Annotated in this window: 22 protein-coding genes and 2 pseudogenes; 16 read left to right on the forward strand and 8 right to left on the reverse strand. The window is 67.5% G+C overall.

Annotation, left to right across the window (positions count from 1 at the left end):
- Positions 1-112: 112 nt before the first annotated feature.
- The 7 genes and pseudogenes from ACGFI8_RS13525 to ACGFI8_RS13555 all read left to right on the forward strand — a co-directional run bounded on the left by ACGFI8_RS13525 (position 113) and on the right by ACGFI8_RS13555 (position 4,303).
- Positions 113-592, forward strand: coding sequence for an RNA polymerase sigma factor (locus ACGFI8_RS13525; RefSeq protein WP_392803957.1), 480 nt, complete (start codon positions 113-115; stop codon positions 590-592).
- Positions 589-1,590 carry a hypothetical protein gene (locus ACGFI8_RS13530; protein ID WP_392803959.1) on the forward strand — a complete coding sequence of 334 codons (1,002 nt, stop codon included), beginning with the start codon at positions 589-591 and terminating at the stop codon, positions 1,588-1,590. The genes ACGFI8_RS13525 and ACGFI8_RS13530 overlap by 4 nt, the downstream gene beginning before the upstream one ends.
- Before the next feature lie 167 nt (positions 1,591-1,757).
- Positions 1,758-2,378: a hypothetical protein gene (locus ACGFI8_RS13535; RefSeq protein ID WP_392803961.1), complete on the forward strand. Its 621-nt coding sequence runs from the start codon at positions 1,758-1,760 to the stop codon at positions 2,376-2,378.
- Between the two features lie 261 nt (positions 2,379-2,639).
- On the forward strand, positions 2,640-2,852 hold the full coding sequence (locus ACGFI8_RS13540; protein WP_392803963.1) for a DUF6444 domain-containing protein: 213 nt from the start codon (positions 2,640-2,642) through the stop codon (positions 2,850-2,852).
- Between the two features lie 8 nt (positions 2,853-2,860).
- Positions 2,861-3,349 (forward strand): annotated as a pseudogene (locus ACGFI8_RS13545) (transposase); the annotation flags it as partial.
- A gap of 59 nt (positions 3,350-3,408) precedes the next feature.
- Positions 3,409-3,981 carry a transposase gene (locus tag ACGFI8_RS13550; RefSeq protein ID WP_392803965.1) on the forward strand — a complete coding sequence of 191 codons (573 nt, stop codon included), beginning with the start codon at positions 3,409-3,411 and terminating at the stop codon, positions 3,979-3,981.
- 190 nt (positions 3,982-4,171) lie between these two features.
- Complete coding sequence (locus ACGFI8_RS13555; protein WP_392803967.1) at positions 4,172-4,303, forward strand: hypothetical protein; 132 nt, start codon at positions 4,172-4,174, stop codon at positions 4,301-4,303.
- Between the two features lie 169 nt (positions 4,304-4,472).
- Here the strand turns inward: ACGFI8_RS13555 and ACGFI8_RS13560 are convergent, their stop codons facing one another.
- Positions 4,473-4,823 (reverse strand): hypothetical protein, encoded by a 351-nt coding sequence (locus ACGFI8_RS13560; protein WP_392803969.1) that lies wholly within the window; start codon positions 4,821-4,823, stop codon positions 4,473-4,475.
- Between the two features lie 503 nt (positions 4,824-5,326).
- Here ACGFI8_RS13560 and ACGFI8_RS13565 point away from each other — a divergent pair.
- Positions 5,327-5,476: pseudogene (locus tag ACGFI8_RS13565) on the forward strand (IS5/IS1182 family transposase); the annotation flags it as partial.
- 191 nt (positions 5,477-5,667) lie between these two features.
- Here ACGFI8_RS13565 and ACGFI8_RS13570 read toward each other — a convergent pair.
- Positions 5,668-6,141, reverse strand: coding sequence for a hypothetical protein (locus tag ACGFI8_RS13570; protein ID WP_392803971.1), 474 nt, complete (start codon positions 6,139-6,141; stop codon positions 5,668-5,670).
- A 22-nt stretch (positions 6,142-6,163) separates the two neighbouring features.
- Here ACGFI8_RS13570 and ACGFI8_RS13575 point away from each other — a divergent pair, with 22 nt between their 5' ends.
- The gene (locus ACGFI8_RS13575; RefSeq protein ID WP_392803973.1) at positions 6,164-6,469 is read left to right on the forward strand and encodes a hypothetical protein; all 306 of its coding nucleotides are present in this window, start codon (positions 6,164-6,166) and stop codon (positions 6,467-6,469) included.
- A gap of 223 nt (positions 6,470-6,692) precedes the next feature.
- On the opposite strand, the gene ACGFI8_RS13580 is transcribed toward ACGFI8_RS13575, so the two are convergent.
- Together ACGFI8_RS13580 and ACGFI8_RS13585 are read right to left on the reverse strand one after the other, a co-directional pair.
- A complete protein-coding gene (locus ACGFI8_RS13580) occupies positions 6,693-7,499 on the reverse strand; it encodes an alpha/beta fold hydrolase (protein WP_392803975.1) in 807 nt (268 codons plus the stop codon).
- 254 nt (positions 7,500-7,753) lie between these two features.
- Positions 7,754-8,083, reverse strand: a complete 330-nt coding sequence (locus ACGFI8_RS13585; protein ID WP_392803977.1) for a GRAM domain-containing protein — start codon at positions 8,081-8,083, stop codon at positions 7,754-7,756.
- Between the two features lie 593 nt (positions 8,084-8,676).
- On the opposite strand from ACGFI8_RS13585, the gene ACGFI8_RS13590 reads away from it, so the two are divergent.
- From ACGFI8_RS13590 to ACGFI8_RS13600, 3 genes are read left to right on the forward strand one after another with little or no spacing between them, the layout of a single operon-like run.
- The gene (locus tag ACGFI8_RS13590) at positions 8,677-9,516 is read left to right on the forward strand and encodes a CPBP family intramembrane glutamic endopeptidase (RefSeq protein WP_392803979.1); all 840 of its coding nucleotides are present in this window, start codon (positions 8,677-8,679) and stop codon (positions 9,514-9,516) included.
- On the forward strand, positions 9,513-10,664 hold the full coding sequence (locus ACGFI8_RS13595) for a sensor histidine kinase (RefSeq protein WP_392803981.1): 1,152 nt from the start codon (positions 9,513-9,515) through the stop codon (positions 10,662-10,664). The genes ACGFI8_RS13590 and ACGFI8_RS13595 overlap by 4 nt, the downstream gene beginning before the upstream one ends.
- On the forward strand, positions 10,661-11,332 hold the full coding sequence (locus ACGFI8_RS13600) for a response regulator (protein WP_392803983.1): 672 nt from the start codon (positions 10,661-10,663) through the stop codon (positions 11,330-11,332). The genes ACGFI8_RS13595 and ACGFI8_RS13600 overlap by 4 nt, the downstream gene beginning before the upstream one ends.
- Positions 11,333-11,678: 346 nt before the next feature.
- On the opposite strand, the gene ACGFI8_RS13605 is transcribed toward ACGFI8_RS13600, so the two are convergent.
- A complete protein-coding gene (locus ACGFI8_RS13605) occupies positions 11,679-12,194 on the reverse strand; it encodes an SMI1/KNR4 family protein (protein WP_392803985.1) in 516 nt (171 codons plus the stop codon).
- A 146-nt stretch (positions 12,195-12,340) separates the two neighbouring features.
- On the opposite strand from ACGFI8_RS13605, the gene ACGFI8_RS13610 reads away from it, so the two are divergent.
- Entirely contained in the window at positions 12,341-12,610 is a 270-nt protein-coding gene (locus ACGFI8_RS13610) for a hypothetical protein (protein ID WP_392803986.1), read from the forward strand.
- An 84-nt stretch (positions 12,611-12,694) separates the two neighbouring features.
- On the opposite strand, the gene ACGFI8_RS13615 is transcribed toward ACGFI8_RS13610, so the two are convergent.
- Complete coding sequence (locus ACGFI8_RS13615) at positions 12,695-13,147, reverse strand: hypothetical protein (protein ID WP_392803988.1); 453 nt, start codon at positions 13,145-13,147, stop codon at positions 12,695-12,697.
- Between the two features lie 252 nt (positions 13,148-13,399).
- Positions 13,400-13,768, reverse strand: coding sequence for a hypothetical protein (locus ACGFI8_RS13620; protein ID WP_392803989.1), 369 nt, complete (start codon positions 13,766-13,768; stop codon positions 13,400-13,402).
- 196 nt (positions 13,769-13,964) lie between these two features.
- Here ACGFI8_RS13620 and ACGFI8_RS13625 point away from each other — a divergent pair, with 196 nt between their 5' ends.
- The 3 genes from ACGFI8_RS13625 to ACGFI8_RS13635 all read left to right on the forward strand — a co-directional run bounded on the left by ACGFI8_RS13625 (position 13,965) and on the right by ACGFI8_RS13635 (position 16,661).
- On the forward strand, positions 13,965-14,744 hold the full coding sequence (locus ACGFI8_RS13625) for a septum formation family protein (RefSeq protein WP_392803991.1): 780 nt from the start codon (positions 13,965-13,967) through the stop codon (positions 14,742-14,744).
- A 212-nt stretch (positions 14,745-14,956) separates the two neighbouring features.
- Positions 14,957-15,730, forward strand: a complete 774-nt coding sequence (locus ACGFI8_RS13630; RefSeq protein ID WP_392803993.1) for a hypothetical protein — start codon at positions 14,957-14,959, stop codon at positions 15,728-15,730.
- Positions 15,731-15,986: 256 nt separating this feature from the next.
- Complete coding sequence (locus ACGFI8_RS13635) at positions 15,987-16,661, forward strand: cytidylate kinase family protein (RefSeq protein WP_392804105.1); 675 nt, start codon at positions 15,987-15,989, stop codon at positions 16,659-16,661.
- 181 nt (positions 16,662-16,842) lie between these two features.
- Here ACGFI8_RS13635 and ACGFI8_RS13640 read toward each other — a convergent pair whose 3' ends face one another.
- Positions 16,843-17,466, reverse strand: a complete 624-nt coding sequence (locus ACGFI8_RS13640) for a TetR/AcrR family transcriptional regulator (protein WP_392803995.1) — start codon at positions 17,464-17,466, stop codon at positions 16,843-16,845.
- Between the last annotated feature and the right edge of the window lie 148 nt (positions 17,467-17,614).

Consider the following 17,614-nt stretch of genomic DNA (forward strand, 5'->3'; position numbering starts at 1 on the left):
CAACGACCGATCAGCTCTGGCGGCTCGCCGCTGCGGCGGGCCGCGTGGGGAGTGACGGCTGCCCTTGTGAAGATCGATGCAACCGGGCGGGCGTGTGCGGCGTGAATGGGGCATGGACACGTTCGTGACGTTCTACCGGGACACGTACCCGGGCCTCGTCGCTCAACTCGTCGCCTACACCGGCGACCTTGGTGAGGCGCAGGACGTGGCGCAGGAGGTGTACGTGCGGGCGTGGCAGCGCTGGCGGCGTATCAGCACGTACGACGAGCCACGTGCCTGGATCAGCCGCGTCGCGCACAACCTGGCGATCAGCCGTTGGCGGCGAGCCCGTGTTGCGGTCGCGTCATGGACCAGACACGGGCCGCCCCCGCCGCCCGCCGAACCCGATGCGGCCACGGCCGACCTCGTCGCGGCGCTGCGCCGGCTGCCGGAGGCGCAGCGGCGTGCGCTCGTCATGTACCACATCGGCGGCTTCACCGTCGGCGACATCGCCCGAGCCGAAGGCGTACCGGAAGGCACCGTCAAGGCTCGCCTCTCCCGCGGGCGCCAGGCGCTCGCCCCCCTGCTCGCAGTCGACGTGAGGCAGCCATGAACCCCATCGACTCCGCCTTCGAGGCGCTGCGCACCACCGTCGTCGAGGCCGTCACGCCGCCGGCCGCCGAGGAGATCGTGGCGCGTGGCCAGCGGCGACGCACCGTACACGTCGTGCTCGCGGCCGTTGCCGTGCTCGCGGCGGTTGCCGGCGGCCTTTCGCTGACCGGCTCGCCGAAGGCCGCGCCGCAGCCCGCCGTGTCGCTGTCCGTGACACCCGGGCCGACCGGTCCGCGATCCGTCGCGACGGGCATCCCACGGGGCTTCCTCGTCAAGGAGGCGACCGCCGCCGGGCGCACCGACGGTGGCGTGACGCCCTTGTGCTACGGCTCGCCGCACCTCTCCGGCGGCACACAGCAGACCATGGGCACGATCTCGTACTACCAGGACGTGTACGTGTACGCCGACGAGGAGGCGGCGAGGGCCGTCTTCGGGCGGATCCGTGCCGATCTCGCCGGCTGCTTTGGCTTCCCGGGCGCGAAGGTGAAGGCGGCGCAGACCGCGCCTGCCTGGGGTGACGAGGCCGCGGCCATCACGCTCAAGCTGCCAGCGGACGGTGCCGGAGAGCACTCCGGTGACCCGTTGCGGCTGGTCGCGGTCCGGGTCGGCACGACAATCGCGAGGTTCTGGGGGTTCCCGGCCGTGCCCGACATCGACCAGGACGCCGAGACCATCGTGGCCCGGCTCTGCTACTACAACCCGTCGTGCCGGCCGCCCGCCGACAGTCCCCAGCCGGTCACGGTCCACGCCGGGGACACGGTGTGGTCGGCGGTACTTGACGAGTACGGGGTCGACGACGATGCCGCCAGGCCCGGCCTCGCGGTGGCGGCGGCCGCCGAACGTGGCTACCACCCCGACATCGTGCGTGCCGAGTGCGACGGCGGGACCGCCGGCCAGCTGCGGGTCGTGCTGTACTTCGCCAACCGGACCGACGCGGAACGCTTCGTGACGCTGGTGCCGGCGTCCGTCGCAGAGGTGAGGATTGGTTGCGTTCCGTGAAAGTGTCACGGGGTCGCTGCAGACTGCACCGACCCCGTGGGACGGACGAACTCCGGACTGCCAGGCCCGGCCCTGCGCATTGGGGGCCGGCCGGTTCTGCCCCGGGGGGCGGGGCCGGCGGGCTTCGGGCCGGTGGGTGCCGGGGTCGCGGTCCGCGGAGAATCCATGTGCATGCCCTGACGGTGGTGCGTATCGAGGCACGAGATGATGCAGACATGGGGAGCGTCGCCACGATCATCTCGGCCGCTGCAGCGACCGTCGCGGCACTACTGGCCGGCCTGAACCTTGTTGTTTCGGGCCGGCGTGAGCAGGCGAAGTGGGCGAGGGAAGCGTTGGTCGAGGTCCTCGTCGGATTCATCGACGCCAGCTTCGACAGCAAAGACATCGTCAAGCGGGCTATCAGAGACGGCACGCCCGACAGCTGGCCGCTGGATCGCAACGCTGATGCGCACCAGGAAGCCAAAGCCGCGGAACACCGTATGCGGCACACCCAATCGCGGCTCCGGCTCCTGGCGCCGCCCGCTGTCGTTGATGCGGCCCAGCAGCTGAGGATCGGCACACGCCGGTATCTGGCGCTGCTCGACGCGCACCTGGAGGACGCCCAAGTGCGCGACGCGGCAATGCGTGCCGAACTGTGGCATCTTCGTCAGCGCTTCCTCAACGAGGCTAAGGCGGCGTTGGCGCTTCCACGCGCCTGGCGACGCGCTCCGACAACGGCGCCCTCCGAGGCGATCGGGAGGCAACGATCGGAGGTCGAGACGTTCGATCCGGCTACCCCTGGGGAATAGCGTGACGCCGACCCTGCGCCAATACAGAGCACGAGAGACGAGTGGCGCGACATTTGTCGTATCCATGATCGTACCTGTTCAGCTGGTTTTGGGCATCCAGGTCTGTCCATTGTGGAGCTGGGTGGTAACCATTCAGCAGGTTCTCGCCGACGGTCTTGATCTTGTGGGTGGTCTGGCCCATCCTGGGTGGCGTGTCCGATTCCGTGCCGGTTGCCGAGTTGCTGGAGCGACTCGCCCGGTTGGAGTCCTCGCTGGCCGAGCGTGAACGCACGGATCGAGGTGTTGACGCGGCGGGTTGCCGAGTTGGAGGCGTTGCTGCGTAAGGATTCGCGGACGTCGTCGAAGCCGCCGTCGTCGGATGGGCCGGTGAAGCCGCCACCGCGGTCGCGGCGGCAGCCCTCAGGCCGGGCGCCGGGCAACAGCCCGGCCAGGACGCGTTCACGCTGCGGCAGGTGGCCGAGCCGGATCGGGTGATCGTGCACATGCCGGTCGCGTGTGGCGGGTGCGGGCGCTCGTTGCGGCGGGCGGCGGTGACGTCGGTGGAGACGCGGCAGGTGTTCGATCTGCCCGAGATTCGCATCGAGGTGGCCGAGCACCGTGTGGAACATCGCCGCTGCCGGTGCGGCCTGGTCACGATGGCGGCACCGCCGAGCGGGGTGAGTGCGCCGGCGCAGTACGGGCCGCGGGTCCGTGCTGTGGGCGCGTACCTGGTCGGCTACCAGCACCTGCCGTACGAGCGGGCCTGCGAGACCATGACGGACCTGCTCGGTGTGGACATGTCGGTGGGCGCCCTGGTCACGGTGGTCACGGCCACAGGTGACGGGCTGGCCCCGTTCCTGGACGCGGTGCGCGAGCAGCTCGCCGCCGCGCCCGTGGCGCACTTCGACGAGACCGGGCTGCGGGTTGCCGGCACGGGCGCGTGGGTGCACTCGGCGTCAACCGAGACGCTGTCCCTGTTCTGCGTGCATCCGTCCCGGGGCACGACGGGATCGCGGCCGCGGGTGTCCTGCCGGTGTTCACCGGTATCGCCGTGCACGACGGGTTCACCCCGTACCGCCGCTACGGCACCGGGCACGCCCTGTGCAATGCCCATCACGTGCGGGAACTGGCCGGCATCCTCGACGCCGATCCAGACCAGACGTGGGCGGCCGACCTGATCCGGCCGCTGTGCGAGATCAATGACATGGCCCGCTCCGCACACGTCGACGGCGCCGAGGCCATCGACGAACGCCTGCTCACCGTCTACCGACATCGCTACGACACCATCATCGCCACGGGCAGGGCCGCCAACCCCACCCCGCCGGGCCACCGCGCCCGTCCACCCGCGGTCAACCTCCTGGCTCGCCTGGGCGGGTTCGCCACCGACGTGCTGCGCTTCGCCCACGACCTTCGCGTGCCGTTCGACAACAACCTCGCCGAACGCGACATCCGCATGGTCAAACTCCGGCAGAAGATCAGCGGCGGGTTCCGTACCTGGACCGGCGCCGCAACCTTCTGCGCCATCCGCAGTTACCTGTCCACGGCCCGCAAACAGGGCATCAACGCTCTCGAAGCCCTCACCAGACTCCACAATGGACGCGCTTGGCTACCCGAAACCAGCTGAACAGTTACCGGGGTGTTCGACGCCCTGGACGCGACGATCTGACGGGCCCCTTCGTCGCCCGGGTTGCGCTCGCACGGGTGCATGCCGATCCGGGCGCGAACCGGATCCTGGCCCTGCGCGCGCTCGCCATGGTCCACAGACGTGGGTAACCATCCCCGGCGCGGCTCACGCTCGCGTCACCCTCACCGACGTGGGAAGTACCGGAACGCCTGCCGAGATGGCGCTGCTGGCGAGCCATCTGGCCGCCGAAGACATCCAAGTGACGCTGCACCGCCACGACAACGGCACCAGCGCGGATAGCGGACACCAAACCGCGGTCTAGCTAAAGATCCATCACCATCGGGATGATGCCGCCGGTGGCCCTGAAGGGTTGCCAAGCAAGGGCTCTGCAATCGGAGGCGGGTCAACCCAATCATGAACCCTCGCGAGAAGATGGGGCGGCTGCCTCATACAACTGCAAACCACCCTGCGCCGGCGGGATCGGGTCCTCGCTAACGGTGATGATCTGTGGAGTCGCCTTCGGGAGGACGGCGGAACGTGGTCAGCGAGAACAGCGGCCGGGACTTCACGATTGCGATGACGGCAACGGCGAAGGCCGCGAGTATCAGCAAGCTGCGGATATGCGGGGACCAGAGTTCCAGCCGGGCACCGAGGTAACCGATGACCTGGATCAGGAAGAAACCGCTGAGGAGGACGAACGTCACGCCGAGCTTTCGGACCTGCGCGGGCCCCGTGACGCGACCACCTGGGATCTTGCCGGTGACCAGGACATAGCAACCAAGGCAAAGCTCGCCCAGGCCCATGGCCGCCGAAACGACATAGACGCCATCCATGATGCCCACACCGAAACGTTACCCGGCACTGGCAACAACAGCCGAACACACAGCCGCTCGTGGGCGAAGAACCTCGGCGAGGATCTCCCGGAGGTGTTTGAGGCGTGCCGGGTCCCGGCCGTCGGCGCGTCGTATCGTCCATGCGAACGTACCGAGGGTGCCGGGCGCCGTCTCCGCCAGCGCGAAGTGGGCCTCCTTCATGGTCCCACTGCACACGACGGCTTGAACAAGCGTTTAGGGAGCAACAGCAGGGGGCACAAGATCGGATGCGCTGTATTCGGCATGTCCGTGCGCCAGGGTGTCACCAGCTTGACCCTCACGCCGTCACGGTCTGTAGCAGGCTGATTGCGGCATGAGAGTGTCCTGCGTCGGCCCATCAACTCGGCGGAACGAAGCAGCCGGAGGCGGCGCCGTCTCGCGAGCGAGGAGGACTCAGCGGGCAGGACCCGCCTTGGACGACGGCCGCCACTCCCGCCTGATCAGCCCGTACACCGCTCAACCAGGCCCACAACGGCGTTCGTGCCGTCGCCGAACGCGGCAACGCCCTGCTCAAGATGACGTTCAAGGCGCTACGCAACGTCAGTCTGTGCCCCTGGCGGATCGGGAAGATCGTCGCCGCAGCGCTTGTCCTGCTCCACATCGACCACGCCCGCACAACCTGAACCGTCAGTAATCAAACCGATGCCGGGGAAGGCTCATTGGCTCGGCACGCCGTCGAATGAAGCGCGGTTTCAGCGCCAGACATGACCCCGGTCTGACACCCGCAGACGAAAGTCCTTTGTGGACGTGTATGTCGGCAGCGTACGGCTTGCCGACACACACGTCCACAGTGGACCGAATGAAGATTCCTGGTCTACGGTTCGATGACGGTGACGGCGAGGGCAAGTTTGGGACCGTCCGTGACGCCCATAGACACCCCATAGCCCTTGGCTTGGGCATTGATCGTGGTCACCTGGCAGTAGACGACGAGTGCGCCGAGGTCGTCGACACCGGTCACCTTGCCGACGACAGTGATTGAGGCGACGGTCTTGCCCTTGCCGGCCAGGTAGTCGATTGCCTTCTTGGCGCTGTCCTTGGCCGCGCTCGTCGCATTGATGTCGATCTGGATCTCGAGCGTGTCACCGACCTTGGGCTTCTTGTCGGCCTTGAACACCTCGGATACCACGACGACCTGCTTGACCTTGATCCGGCACGGTGCGGGCGGGTCGGCAAGCAGCAGCTTCGCCGCGACAGCGAAGGCCTTTGTGGGTGACGGGCTCGGCTTCGGCACAAGGCAGGTCTCCGGCGCCGAGATGGAGCACAGGTCGTCCAGTGCCGGGTTCTCCATATCGCAGAGCACGTCGTAGCTCGTGCTCGGCGACGGCGTTGCTGAAGGCTCGGTTGAGGGTGTCGTTGTGGGTCTGGTTGACGGCCCGGTTGACGGTGCCGTTGAGGGCCCAGTTGACGGCGTGGGTGACGGCGTGGTTGAGAGCGGGCCCGATGCGGCCACCGATCCGGTGCACGCCGTGTACGCCACCGAGCAGCCGGCGCTGGAGGCGGACGCCGACATCGCCACGGCCCCGACGGCGAGCAGACCGCTGGCGATGGCGACGGCTGCGGTCGCGAGCCGGATCAGAGGTCCGGTAGAGACGTGCATCTTCGGGTCCTTCCGATGAAAAGGGAGTTTGATGCACAGAGAGCTGGAGCAGGTTGCCGCCGTGGGTTGATCCAGACATCGACAGCGATAACAATTGTGCGCGAGCTCGATTCCTATCACAAGGTGCTACTCGCGGGCCACGCAGTGCCAAGATCACCGCCGATCTGCTGCATGATCAGCCATGATCGGGGTGCACGCTATGTCCGTGCAGCTGATCTTGGTGCGAGCCGGCGGGGCGATGATCAAGCGGACAAGCCTTGAACGAAGTCCGTCAGGTCGCCGGCCATCCGCTCGGGCTGTTCCCATAACACGAGGTGACCAGTGTCGTGGTACACGATGAGCCGCGAGCCGGGGATCGCGGCGGCGAGCCGCTCCTGATCGTCTCGTAACAGCAACTCGTCCCTGGCACCCCAAATGATCAACGTGGGTGCAGTGATGGTTCCGGTCTCCGTCGGCGGCACCGCGGTACACAGTCCGGTCAGCACTTTGCGCCACACGTTCGCCGGCATCCGGACACCATCATCGACCCGGTCCTCGACGTACCAGTCTGGTATGTCATGGAAACGCGGAAACCATTCCAGGGATGCCTTCACCCACGCTCGGTCGATGGGGTCGGTGAGCCGGTCGACGTCGTCGGCGAAGGCTGGTCGGCCACGCAAGCTGCGTGGTGATTCAACCAGGACAAGTCCGCTAACACGCTTCGGGCTGCCGATTGCCACCTGTTGCGCGACGTATCCGCCGCTGGAAGACCCGACCAGCACCGCAGAGGCCAAGCCAACCGCGTCCATGAACGCTGCAACGTCGTCGGCAAGGTCCACCAGCGTGTAACCGTCCGTCGGCTTGTCCGCTTGACCGTGGCCTCGCTGGTCCATCGCCACTACGTGGATCGTCGCGGGTAGCAAGGGCAGCAGCCGGTCGAAGCAGCCCAGCGACTCGCCCCAGGCATGCAACAAGACGACCGGTACACCGGAACCGTCACCCTGCGCCACATATGAAACGGTCACGCCCGTGCCAAGTCGCACCGCCTGAGGGTGCCGGTCATGAGCCACGTGCCGATCGTATGCCTGGCCTGCAGTCCGCCGCCGTAGACGCCCAGTTGGCCAGTCGGCGATTCACGTCCTTGCCGGCTTCGAAACCACCCACACAATCCTGAGTAGTCGCCAGCAGACAGCTGGCTTGCGGGGGCATCGCGGCATGTGCTTACACCCGATCGAGCCGCTCTGAACGGCCGTGACGCTCGATCGGCGGCATTGCAGTGCGCGATTGCGTGTCGTCCCTGACGTGATCGGGGCCGCGGCACCGCTCAGGCGGTCAGGTCCTGCACCGTGGCGATGAAGCGGTCCCGTTTGCCGACGACGAACCGGTACTCGATGCCCGACGCCAGGGTTACGGTTAGGCCGTTGGGGATGAAGCCGTAGGTCCGGTGCTTGCGTATGTCGACGATGTCCTGAACGGCCATGTCTAACGGCGCGGTCTGAATGTTGAGCCCATGAGCCCGAAACGCGAGGTGTTCGCGGGTCAACGTGAGCCATCCGCCGACCGCCTCCCGGCCGCGCCAGAGGTTCGCGCCAGCCCGAACGAGTATGTCGGGGTCCCGAGCCATCCACACCACGCCCTCATCGACAGCGACCATTCCAGGGAGTCCGCGCGGCCCACCTTACCGGGAGGGGCATGCCTCGAACGCGATCGACCGTTTGGCGACCTCGTCGAGGGCATCTGGAGCCGGACTTCGAGCGCGCAACGCGGCAAGAGCGGATGCCCGCGACATTGTGTGGCTCATACAGTTGATATGGCCGACAGCGATCATGTTCGCCCGGTGCTGATCACGCGGAGCCGCGTTCTCCGACCTCGCTGGCTTCGCCCTCTGTGGCGGCCAGAGGAACCGCCAACGGGCCTCCGGTGATCTCGCGACACCAGCGCGACCGCTTGGCCATGTGGGCACGCCACGATCATCCACGCGTTTCGGTACTTCGATATCGGCCCAAGTGGCGTCGCCGGGTAGGGCTACACGCTCGGCGGCGGACTAAACGTGCGAGCGCGGCGACGAGCCTGCGGCGACGGCGACCGAGTTGCAGAAAACGGCGACCACCGCGATCGGCTATTGAGTGATCCCCCGTGAGAGCTACCGGAGAGTGTCCACTGGGTGGTGACGATTCCGGCGCGGCGAATCCATAGCGTTCGTTGTAGCGGTGCTTGGTCGCTACCAGCGGAATCGAAGGAGTCGTCATGCGTTTGGTGAAGCAGCTCGTGTGCGTCGCGGTGGTCGCCTTCGGCGGCAGCCTGGCGGTCGGCGCGGTGAACTGGAGCGCGCCGCTGACCCTGCTGCTCGGGTTCGCGACGGCCGTGCTGACGCTCCTGGTGTACGCGTGGATCGTACGCCGCACGGAAAAGCGGGCGCCCGTCGAAGTGGAGCAGAGAGGGGCCGGCGGCGCCCTCGGCCGGGGCATGCTGATCGGGTTCGGGCTGTTCACGGCGGTGATCGCCATCATCGCCTTCCTCGGTGACTACCGGGTCGATGGATGGGGCTCCCTGTCGGGTGCGATCGCGCTGCTCGGGTTCATGGCCGCGGCCGCGGTGACCGAAGAAGTCCTGTTCCGCGGCGTGCTGTTCCGCATCGTCGAAGGCTGGCTCGGTACCTGGTGGGCCCTCACGCTGACCGGCGTCCTGTTCGGCGCGTCGCACCTGCTCAACCCGCACGCCAGCCTGTGGGGCGCACTTGCCATCGCCGTCGAAGCCGGCGGCATGCTCGCCGCCGCCTACGCCGCCACCCGCACTCTCTGGGTGCCCATCGGCCTGCACTTCGCCTGGAACTTCGCCGAAGGCGGCCTCTTCGGCACCGACGTCTCCGGTACGAATCAGCCACAGGGCCTGCTGCACGGCGTCATGTCCGGCTCGACCTGGATCACCGGCGGCGACTTCGGCCCTGAAGGCAGCCTCTACTCGGTGCTGGCCGGCATCATCGTGACCACCGTGTTCCTGATCATCGCCCGCCGACGCGGCAACCTGGTCCCCAGCCGCCGGCACCGCGCCGCCGGAATCGACGGGGCCGCTAGGCTCGCCCAGTGATCGACCTTCGGCGCATCCCGGACCGGTGGCGGCGGCTCGACGTCACGGTCCGGGACCTCCCGTGGGCGATGCTGTTCGTCGTCGGATCGCTGGTGCCATCGTTTCAGGGCCACGGCACCGAGGTCGGCGATCTGCCGGCCCGCCCGTTCGACGCCCTGGCCATCGTGGCCGTGCTGCTGCAGTCGCTGCCGCTCGCGATCCGCCGCAAGTGGCCGATCGCCTGCCTTGCCGTGGTGTCGGCCGGCTTTTTCATCGACCAGGTCCGCGCCTACCACTCGTTCGCCGGCACCGCCCTGGCGATCGCGCTGATCACGGCGGGCGCTCGTGTCGAACAGCACCGCCGCGCCACGATGGTCGTGTTCTCGGTGGCCTACATACCGCTGGCGGTCTGGCTCGACCGGCTCGGCTCAAGCGAGCACGTGGGCGGGTTCGTGCTGTTCTACCTGGTGCTGGTGCTCGCCTGGGGCATCGGGTCGTGGTGGCGCGCCACCCGAGTGGCCGACGCCGAGCGGCGGCGCCGCGTCGCGGAGGACACCCGTGCCGCCGAACGCACCCGCATCGCCCGCGAACTGCACGACGTCGTGACCCACCATGTGACGGCGATGGTGGTCCAGACCGAAGCGGCCCGCTACCTGACCGCCGCGCCCGACAAGCTCGACGCGACCCTGACTGCGGTCTCCGACACGGGCCGGCGGGCCATCACCGACCTGCGCCACCTGCTCGACCTGCTGAATCCCGACCACGGCACCGGAGACCCGGTGCGACAAGGTGAGTTGAAGGACCTCGTGGAGCAGACCCGCCAGGCCGGCCAGCCGGTCGAGTTCACCGAAGACGGCACGCCGGCGCAGACAAGCGGCAGCGCCGAGTTCGTGACCTATCGGGTCGTGCAGGAAGCGTTGACCAACGCCCTCAAGTACGCCCACGGCAGCGCCACCGTGGTCCGCGTGCACCACGGCGCAAGGGAGATCACCGTGGAAGTCAGTACCGAAGGCTCCGCGTCCCCCGGCAAGGCGGTGGGCGGCAGCGGGCGCGGCCTGGCCGGCCTGCGCGAACGGGTCGACGTGCTCGGCGGCGAGTTCAGCGCCGACCGGCAGCCCGGCGGCGGCTTCGTCGTACGGGCCCGCATCCCCGCCGGCAGCCCGTCGTGACCACGCCGGACGAGGTGCCGATCCGGGTCCTGGTCTGCGACGACCAGGCGCTGATCCGCACTGGCTTCGCGACCATCATCGACGCGCAGCCCGACCTCGAGGTCGTCGGCGAATGCGGCGACGGGCGCGCCGCCGTCGACCTCGCAGGCAAACTGCACCCGGATGTCGTGGTGATGGACGTGCGGATGCCCGTACTCGATGGCATCGAAGCGACCCGCCTCCTGGCCGGCGCCGGCGTCGAGCACCTGGTCAAGGTTCTCGTTGTCACAACTTTCAACCTCGACGAGTACGTGTACGAAGCCCTCCGCGCCGGCGCGAGCGGCTTCCTGCTCAAGGACGCCCCACCCGCGCAACTGCTGCACGGCATCCGCACCGTGGCCACCGGCGCCGCCCTCCTGGCGCCCGAGGTCACGCGGCAACTCGTCGGCCGGTACGCCTCGCGGATCCGCCCGACGGGGCACACACCAGACGACGCCGCCCTCACGCCTCGCGAACTGGAGGTACTGCGACTCATCGCCGACGGCCGGTCCAACAGCGAAATCGCCGCGACACTGGTCATCAGCCAAGAGACGGTCAAGACGTACGTGTCGCGCATCCTCACCAAACTCGACCTGCGCGACCGCGTCCAAGCCGTCGTGTACGCCTACCGACGCGGCCTGGTGACGTAGGTCCGTGCTCGCACGGCTTCGCCGATCAGGTGGTCGGGGAGCAAGCGGGGCACCACGTCGTCGCGGATGGCGGTGTGGTGGTAGATCGGTCGGGCTTGCAGGTCGTGTTTGGACATCCGGACTTGGGCCGTGGGGCGACTGCTCGCGGCCACGCTGCTGGAGTTTCCTCGACAAGATCGAACGCACTGACATCGGCATGTCCGGGAGTTGGGTGACCCAGCTGGTCGTGGTGTTCCGTAGCGAGCTGATCGCGGCATGACCGGATGTTGCTGGGTGGGTTCGATCAGTCCAGTCCGACTTGAAGTTCCAGGCAGTGGGAGCCTGTGTCGCGTGTGCGGGCGAGTACCTACCGTACGGTCGTGTCGACCAACGTTGTTAAGGCCTGCAGCTCGGCTTGGGCTGCGTCGATCACCGTCGCGGTGGGCCGGTGCGTCTCGCTGGTGTAGCGCCGCGCGATCGCGGTGAGTGCGGGGATGGGCGTAGTCGTGCGGTCGATGCCGTCGACGGTCTCGAGAGGGCCGACGCCATTGGCCAGGAGCCACAGGTAGTCGCCGAGGTCCCTGGCAATCACGTGCAACTCGCCCTCGGAGCCCAGGAACACAATTGGCTGGGTCTCGATCTGGGCGTCAGCAACGCGGATCCAGAAGGCGGCCAAACCGCCAGACCCATCTTGTCCGAAGACTCGAAACGGCGCCGCACCCGCGGTCGGGTTGCCGGTCCAGGATCGCCACCACTCAAGCGTCTCGACAGACCACATGAATTCGTCGTACGGCTGGAAGTCGTGACCGTCATGGTCGTCGGAGAAGTCTTCAATGTGGGCTGCGGCCAGCGCGGCCGGCAACGTACGGTCCTCGCCTTGCACCAACGAAGTCTATGAGGTCGGCGACTACGCTCGCGCAGCGACGCATGCTCAGGAGCTGCGACGAGCGCGGTCAGCGGCCATGAGCGCGTACCGCGTCAGCGGTCGACGGTGGGTTGTCCGCCCGCCGGGCGTGCGATCATGAGCGCGTGTACGAGCGGGCCGACGAGCTGCGACGACTGCTCAACGAATGGGATTTCATCGGCGTATTCGATCCCGACACCAACGCTGACGAGTACGACTGCATGCTCTCGCCGTTGCTGGAGCAGCTGGCGAGTGGGGCCGACGCCAACGAAATCCGGGGCCACCTGGACGAGGAGATCCGCGGTCACTTCGGCATGTCACCCGAACTCGTCGGCACCGCGCGCATGGCCGAGCGCCTGGTTGCATGGTGGCACACGGGAAGCGGCGAGCAATAACCGGCGGCTTCGTTCAGTTCGGCATCCGCGCATCGGCAGTTGCGGGTGCCGAGCGCCGGCTCGTCACGCTGCGACGCATGAGGCTCACGGCAACTGGCCTAAGCGCTCGATGCGTAGCGGTTCTGTGTCGCCGAGGTACAGCCCGATTTCTTCGCCGCCTGGTTGCCGCTCGCCGAAGACCGGTACGACGTCCAGTGCTCCAGTAGGCCGGGGAAGCCAGCCGATGTCCTTCGGCGGATCGAAACGAGCCGCCCACGTGACAACAACTTCGATCGGCGGGATCGACACCTGGCAGACCCCACCGATCTGCAGTTCGACGGGCGGCGGGTCAAGCCGCCACAGTTGGTCGAAGTCGGAGTGCTCCGGATCTCGGGCGAATGCACGCGTGCCATCCCAGCGAACTTTCGACGCGGGGTCGGGCCTGTGCCAAGGCCAGCTCACATAGACATAGAACCGGTCAGCCCTCACCACCTCGACATCTTGTGGTTCACAGGAGATCAGGAGATGGTCGCCCGGCTGGAACTCGACGGCCTCCACGCTGTGCGGCTCCTCGGATGGCGGTGAAACCCGCGAGATCGTATCCCTCTGCGTCTCGGTGGGGGGCCCGCGCCAGCGTACTCACATCGGCAATTCCGGGCGCCCGCTGGCGCCGAACGCTGGTCACGAAGCGTGACGGCTTCGGGAAGCGTGGTGCGCTCGCGGTCGGCGGCATGACCGAGTACGTGACCTTGGTCGATCAGTGATGGGCGGATGAGGACGTTGCGAAGCCTCCGCCCAGCTTGATGAACATCATCCGCAGGGTCGGATCAGGTTGAATCTTGTGTGAAGGCGATTGGGAAGCTCGTCGACCAGTCCGTGCCCGGGGCGAGTTGGTCCTGGCAGTGCGTCGAGGAAGCTTGTGACCAGCAGTTCGTCGACGTCACGGTCGCCCTGATCGAAGTGTGCCTCCAGAAACTCGAGCACTGCCAGCCAGTCCAGAGCGTCCGCCGGGTCCCGCTGCATGTATGCGTCCACGACCCGATCGGTGAAACCCTCGCCGATACCGAAGATGACATGGGGCAGCAACTCACCGGCGTCCCGAAGGTGTTCCTCGTAGGCCGGCCGCAGCACCGGAAATCGTGCCACCAAGGCTTGAACCAACTCGTCCGCTGTGGTCACGCCTCACCGCCCCCTTGAATGCACATTGAACCAGGCCACCACGGTTCGCAACGCGCGGTCGGCGGCATGAGCGTGCTTCTGAGACATGGTGATCTGCTTAGCGGTCGGGGCCGGTCAGCGAGCGACCGAACCGCCGGTTTTCTCGCCGCCTGCGATCCGTGATCATGATCAGATGCGTTTGAGGATGATTGCGGCAGTGGTACTGCTGAGCTTGGCCGGATGCGACGGGGCGCCGCCCGTGGGCGAAGCGACCGCCAGTGCCGCGGCGGCTTCGCCTTCCGGAATCGCCCTGCCAGCTGCCGGCATGTGTCACGCGGGCCAATCGTTGGACATGTACGACTACCGCCCCGCCACCCTCAACCCGGTCGACTGCGCCGCCGAGCACCAGGCCGAGATTGTCCGCGTCGGCCTGCTCACGACACCGCCGGAGAACAAGACCCGGGAGGTCTTCACCGACTGCGACACGGCCGCCCGCGAGTACGTCGGCGCCGACTGGCACGAAGGCCGCCTGGGCCTGGCGGTCATCGTCCCGTCGACGGAGGAGTGGATCGCGGGCGCCCGCGAGTACCGCTGCGCCCTGTTCGAGTTCTCCGCCGACGACTTCGTTTCCCGGCTGCGTACCGGCAGCCTGAAGGACGGCCTGCGCGGCACTCGCCCGCTAGCGCTGACCTGTATGGACGTCCTCGCCACCCCGGATGGCCAAGGCTGGTACAAGACCATCGACCGTCTGGTCCCGATCGACTGCGCCCGGCCCCACAACGGCGAATACGTCGGCCTGTACGTCGGCCCGGACATCCCGCATCCGGGCATGACCAAGCTGACCCGCGATGTAACGCAGGTCTGCAACGCCAACGCAGCGAAGTTCTTGGGCGAGTCGCAGTCGAAGTTCGAGAACCGTACCGACCTGATCGTCGTCCCGTCGGCAATCCGGAGCGGTGGGCCCTCGGCGATCACACGGCCCGCTGTTACATTGTGACCCGCCCTGACAACCGCGTGACGAAGTCGCTGAAAGCCGACCTGTGACATCCTGCGCGCCGGCCGCATCGCCGCACGCCAAGCGGCAGATGAGGGCGCCCAGCACTGCCATACGCAGCTGGCCACCTCAGTCGTTTGCGGTGCCTATTCTCCGTCGACGTGCTTTGCCTAGGCTCCGAAGATGGATGATGCGGTGGGGGAGGGATTCGGGTGTTGACCGGTGCGGTCGAGGTTTACGCCAACCACGCTGTGCTGATCCTGGGGTCGACCGGCTGGCCCGAACTTGATTGGGATGACAGTCCTGCCAGCGCCGACGGGCGGCATGTGGCGATCCAGACGCGAGGGCAGATTGGGCACATTCGGGTGTCGTTTTGGTCGGGCACGATGCCGCTGCCCGGCGAGATCGTCTTCGACGGCGACCTCGACCTGGACGATGCCAGGATCTGCGTCGGCGACATAGAAGGACTCCGTCGGTGGACGCAGCGTGTCGGGCGGACCGGTTCACAGCGAGTGATCGTGCAGGTTGACGACCCCGGCCACGCCTCGCGTATCCACGTGGGGCTCGACCTCAGCCCAGATGCCCGGGTGTTGCCGCTGCCGTCGACGGGAGGACCGGCCCTCTTCTCCGTGCTTACGTCGGAACACGACGGCATGGCCTTGCCCAACGAACGAGGTCTCGCCCTCGACGGTCACGACTCGCCACACAGCCGTCTGGCGGCCGCGATCAGCTTGCTGTCCAGCCCTGATCCGGCCAAGCCGTGGCAGGACAAGTACGAGGCAACCCTCATAGCGGAGTGGCTGAGATGGCTCAGCATCAGCCTCAGCTACCCCGAAGCCGAGGGCCTGGGAGAGCAGCTTCGACGCCTGGTGCACGCCGCACGTAGTGCCGAATCGGGCCGCGGTGGTGGCATCGCGCACGAGGACGCCGGAGACATCGCCCGAACGATTCTCGACGCTGTCACGCGAGGAGCGCCTGAGCGGCCGTGAGACGACACCATGAGCGAACGCGGCCTGGCACGGATATCCGCACATCGGCAGAACCAGATGGCCGCGCGGGACGCGGCAGAACGGTCACGCTATACCGAGCGACCAGTGCCGGCATGACAGTGCGTTTGCGCCACGACCGCAGCCACTTCCGCATGCGGCAATCTCGCTCACTCGGGCGTTGGCAGGCGCGAAAGGTCTGGCGCGCATAGGCTCGGCCCGACACGGCGACCTTCGCGAGACTAGGACGGGGCAGGACATGGACCAAGGCACCCGCGACGAGATGCTCGGCCGCCTGGCTGAGGCAGTCGGGTCCGTCACGGTCGCACACCCGACGCGGGTTGCCATCGACGGACCGCCTGCCGCCGGCAAGACCACCCTCGCCGACGAGCTGGCCGTCGTCTTGCGCGAACAGGGCCGCGACGTCATCCGCGCGACGATCGACGATTTCCTCTTCCCCCGGGCACAGCGCTATCCGCGCGGCGAGTACTCGGCCGAAGGCTGCTACTTCGACACCCACGACTACGGCGCGCTGAACCGGGTTCTGCTCGATCCGCTCGGCCCGGGCGGAGATCGACGCTTCCAACACGCGGTCTACGACCGCACCGCGGATACTGCGCTGTCCCCGCCGGTCACGACTGCCCCGGCCGACGCCGTGCTGGTCTTCGACGGCGTCTTCCTCATGCGCCCGGAACTGATTGATCGGTGGGACCTGCGCATCTTCGTGTCGACGGCACTCGAGAAGACCGTGGATCGTGCCGTGATCCGAGAGCGCCGGGTGTCATCTCGGGCCGAAGTCGAACGGCGCTGGCGCGAGCGGTACATCCCCTCCCAACAGTTCTACTTCGCTACAGTCCGCCCGACCCATCACGCCAACATCATCGTGCACAACGACGAGCCCCAGCTGCCGGTCTGGGAGACCCAAACACACTGACCGCACTCAATTCGGCAGATCCGCGCGCTGAGCCGCCAGCAGGGACATCACGCTGCGTAGCGCCCGGATCGCGGCAGAAGCGTGCATCCGTTCGTGGACGATCATCGATCGATCGATCGTACGTGTGGGTGGCGGTGGGAGGGCTGGCGCGAGGATGTCTGCGGCGATGTGAGCGGCGGTGTCACCTTGCCCGCGTGGGGATGGTCGCGGCGATGCCGTTGAGGATGCATTCCAACCCAAACTCGAAGCCGTCGTTGTCGCCGGGGCCGAACGCGCCGCTGTCGGCGGCTTCGGTGAGGGCGGGGTAGTCGGCGGCATGCTCGCGTAGCGTCTCGGTCAGCGCGACGGCGAGGTGGACCCCGCCGTCGGCGGCGATGCCCGTTTCGGCCTGGATCTGGTTACGGACGTGGCCGGTGAGGACTACCACCGCGTCCACCCGTTCCGCTCCGGTCAGTCCGGTGCCGGCCAGGGCCGCGACTGCACGTTCCAGCCAGCCCAGCTCATTGGGTCCGATGGGCCGGGCCTGGGTGGTGGCTTGGGTCACCCAGGGGTGGCGCCGGAACACGTCGCACAGGTGCCGAGCCCATTGGTGCAGCGCCGGGCGCCAACCCTCCGGGGTGTCGATGGGCGGGGCGACACCCAACGCGGTATCGATCATCAGGGCGATCAACTCCGCGCGGCCGGGCACGTACCGGTACAGAGACATGGCGGTGAAGCCGAACCGGGCGGCCACCCGCTGCATCGTCACCGTGGCCAGCCCTTCGGCGTCGGCGATCTCGACGGCGGCCTCGGCGATCTGCGCCACGCTGAGCACCGGCCGCGGTCCGCGGCTGCGTCGTGCGCTGCGTCCCCACAGCAGATCCATGGCGCTGACTTCAGCCTTCATCGGTGCCTCTCAACATGCGGCTCATGGTCGGTGTTGACGCCCGGCCGAGTAACTGTGTATAACATAA

The organism is Dactylosporangium sp. NPDC048998 (assembly GCF_043197855.1).
Taxonomy (GTDB): Bacteria; Actinomycetota; Actinomycetes; order Mycobacteriales; family Micromonosporaceae; genus Dactylosporangium.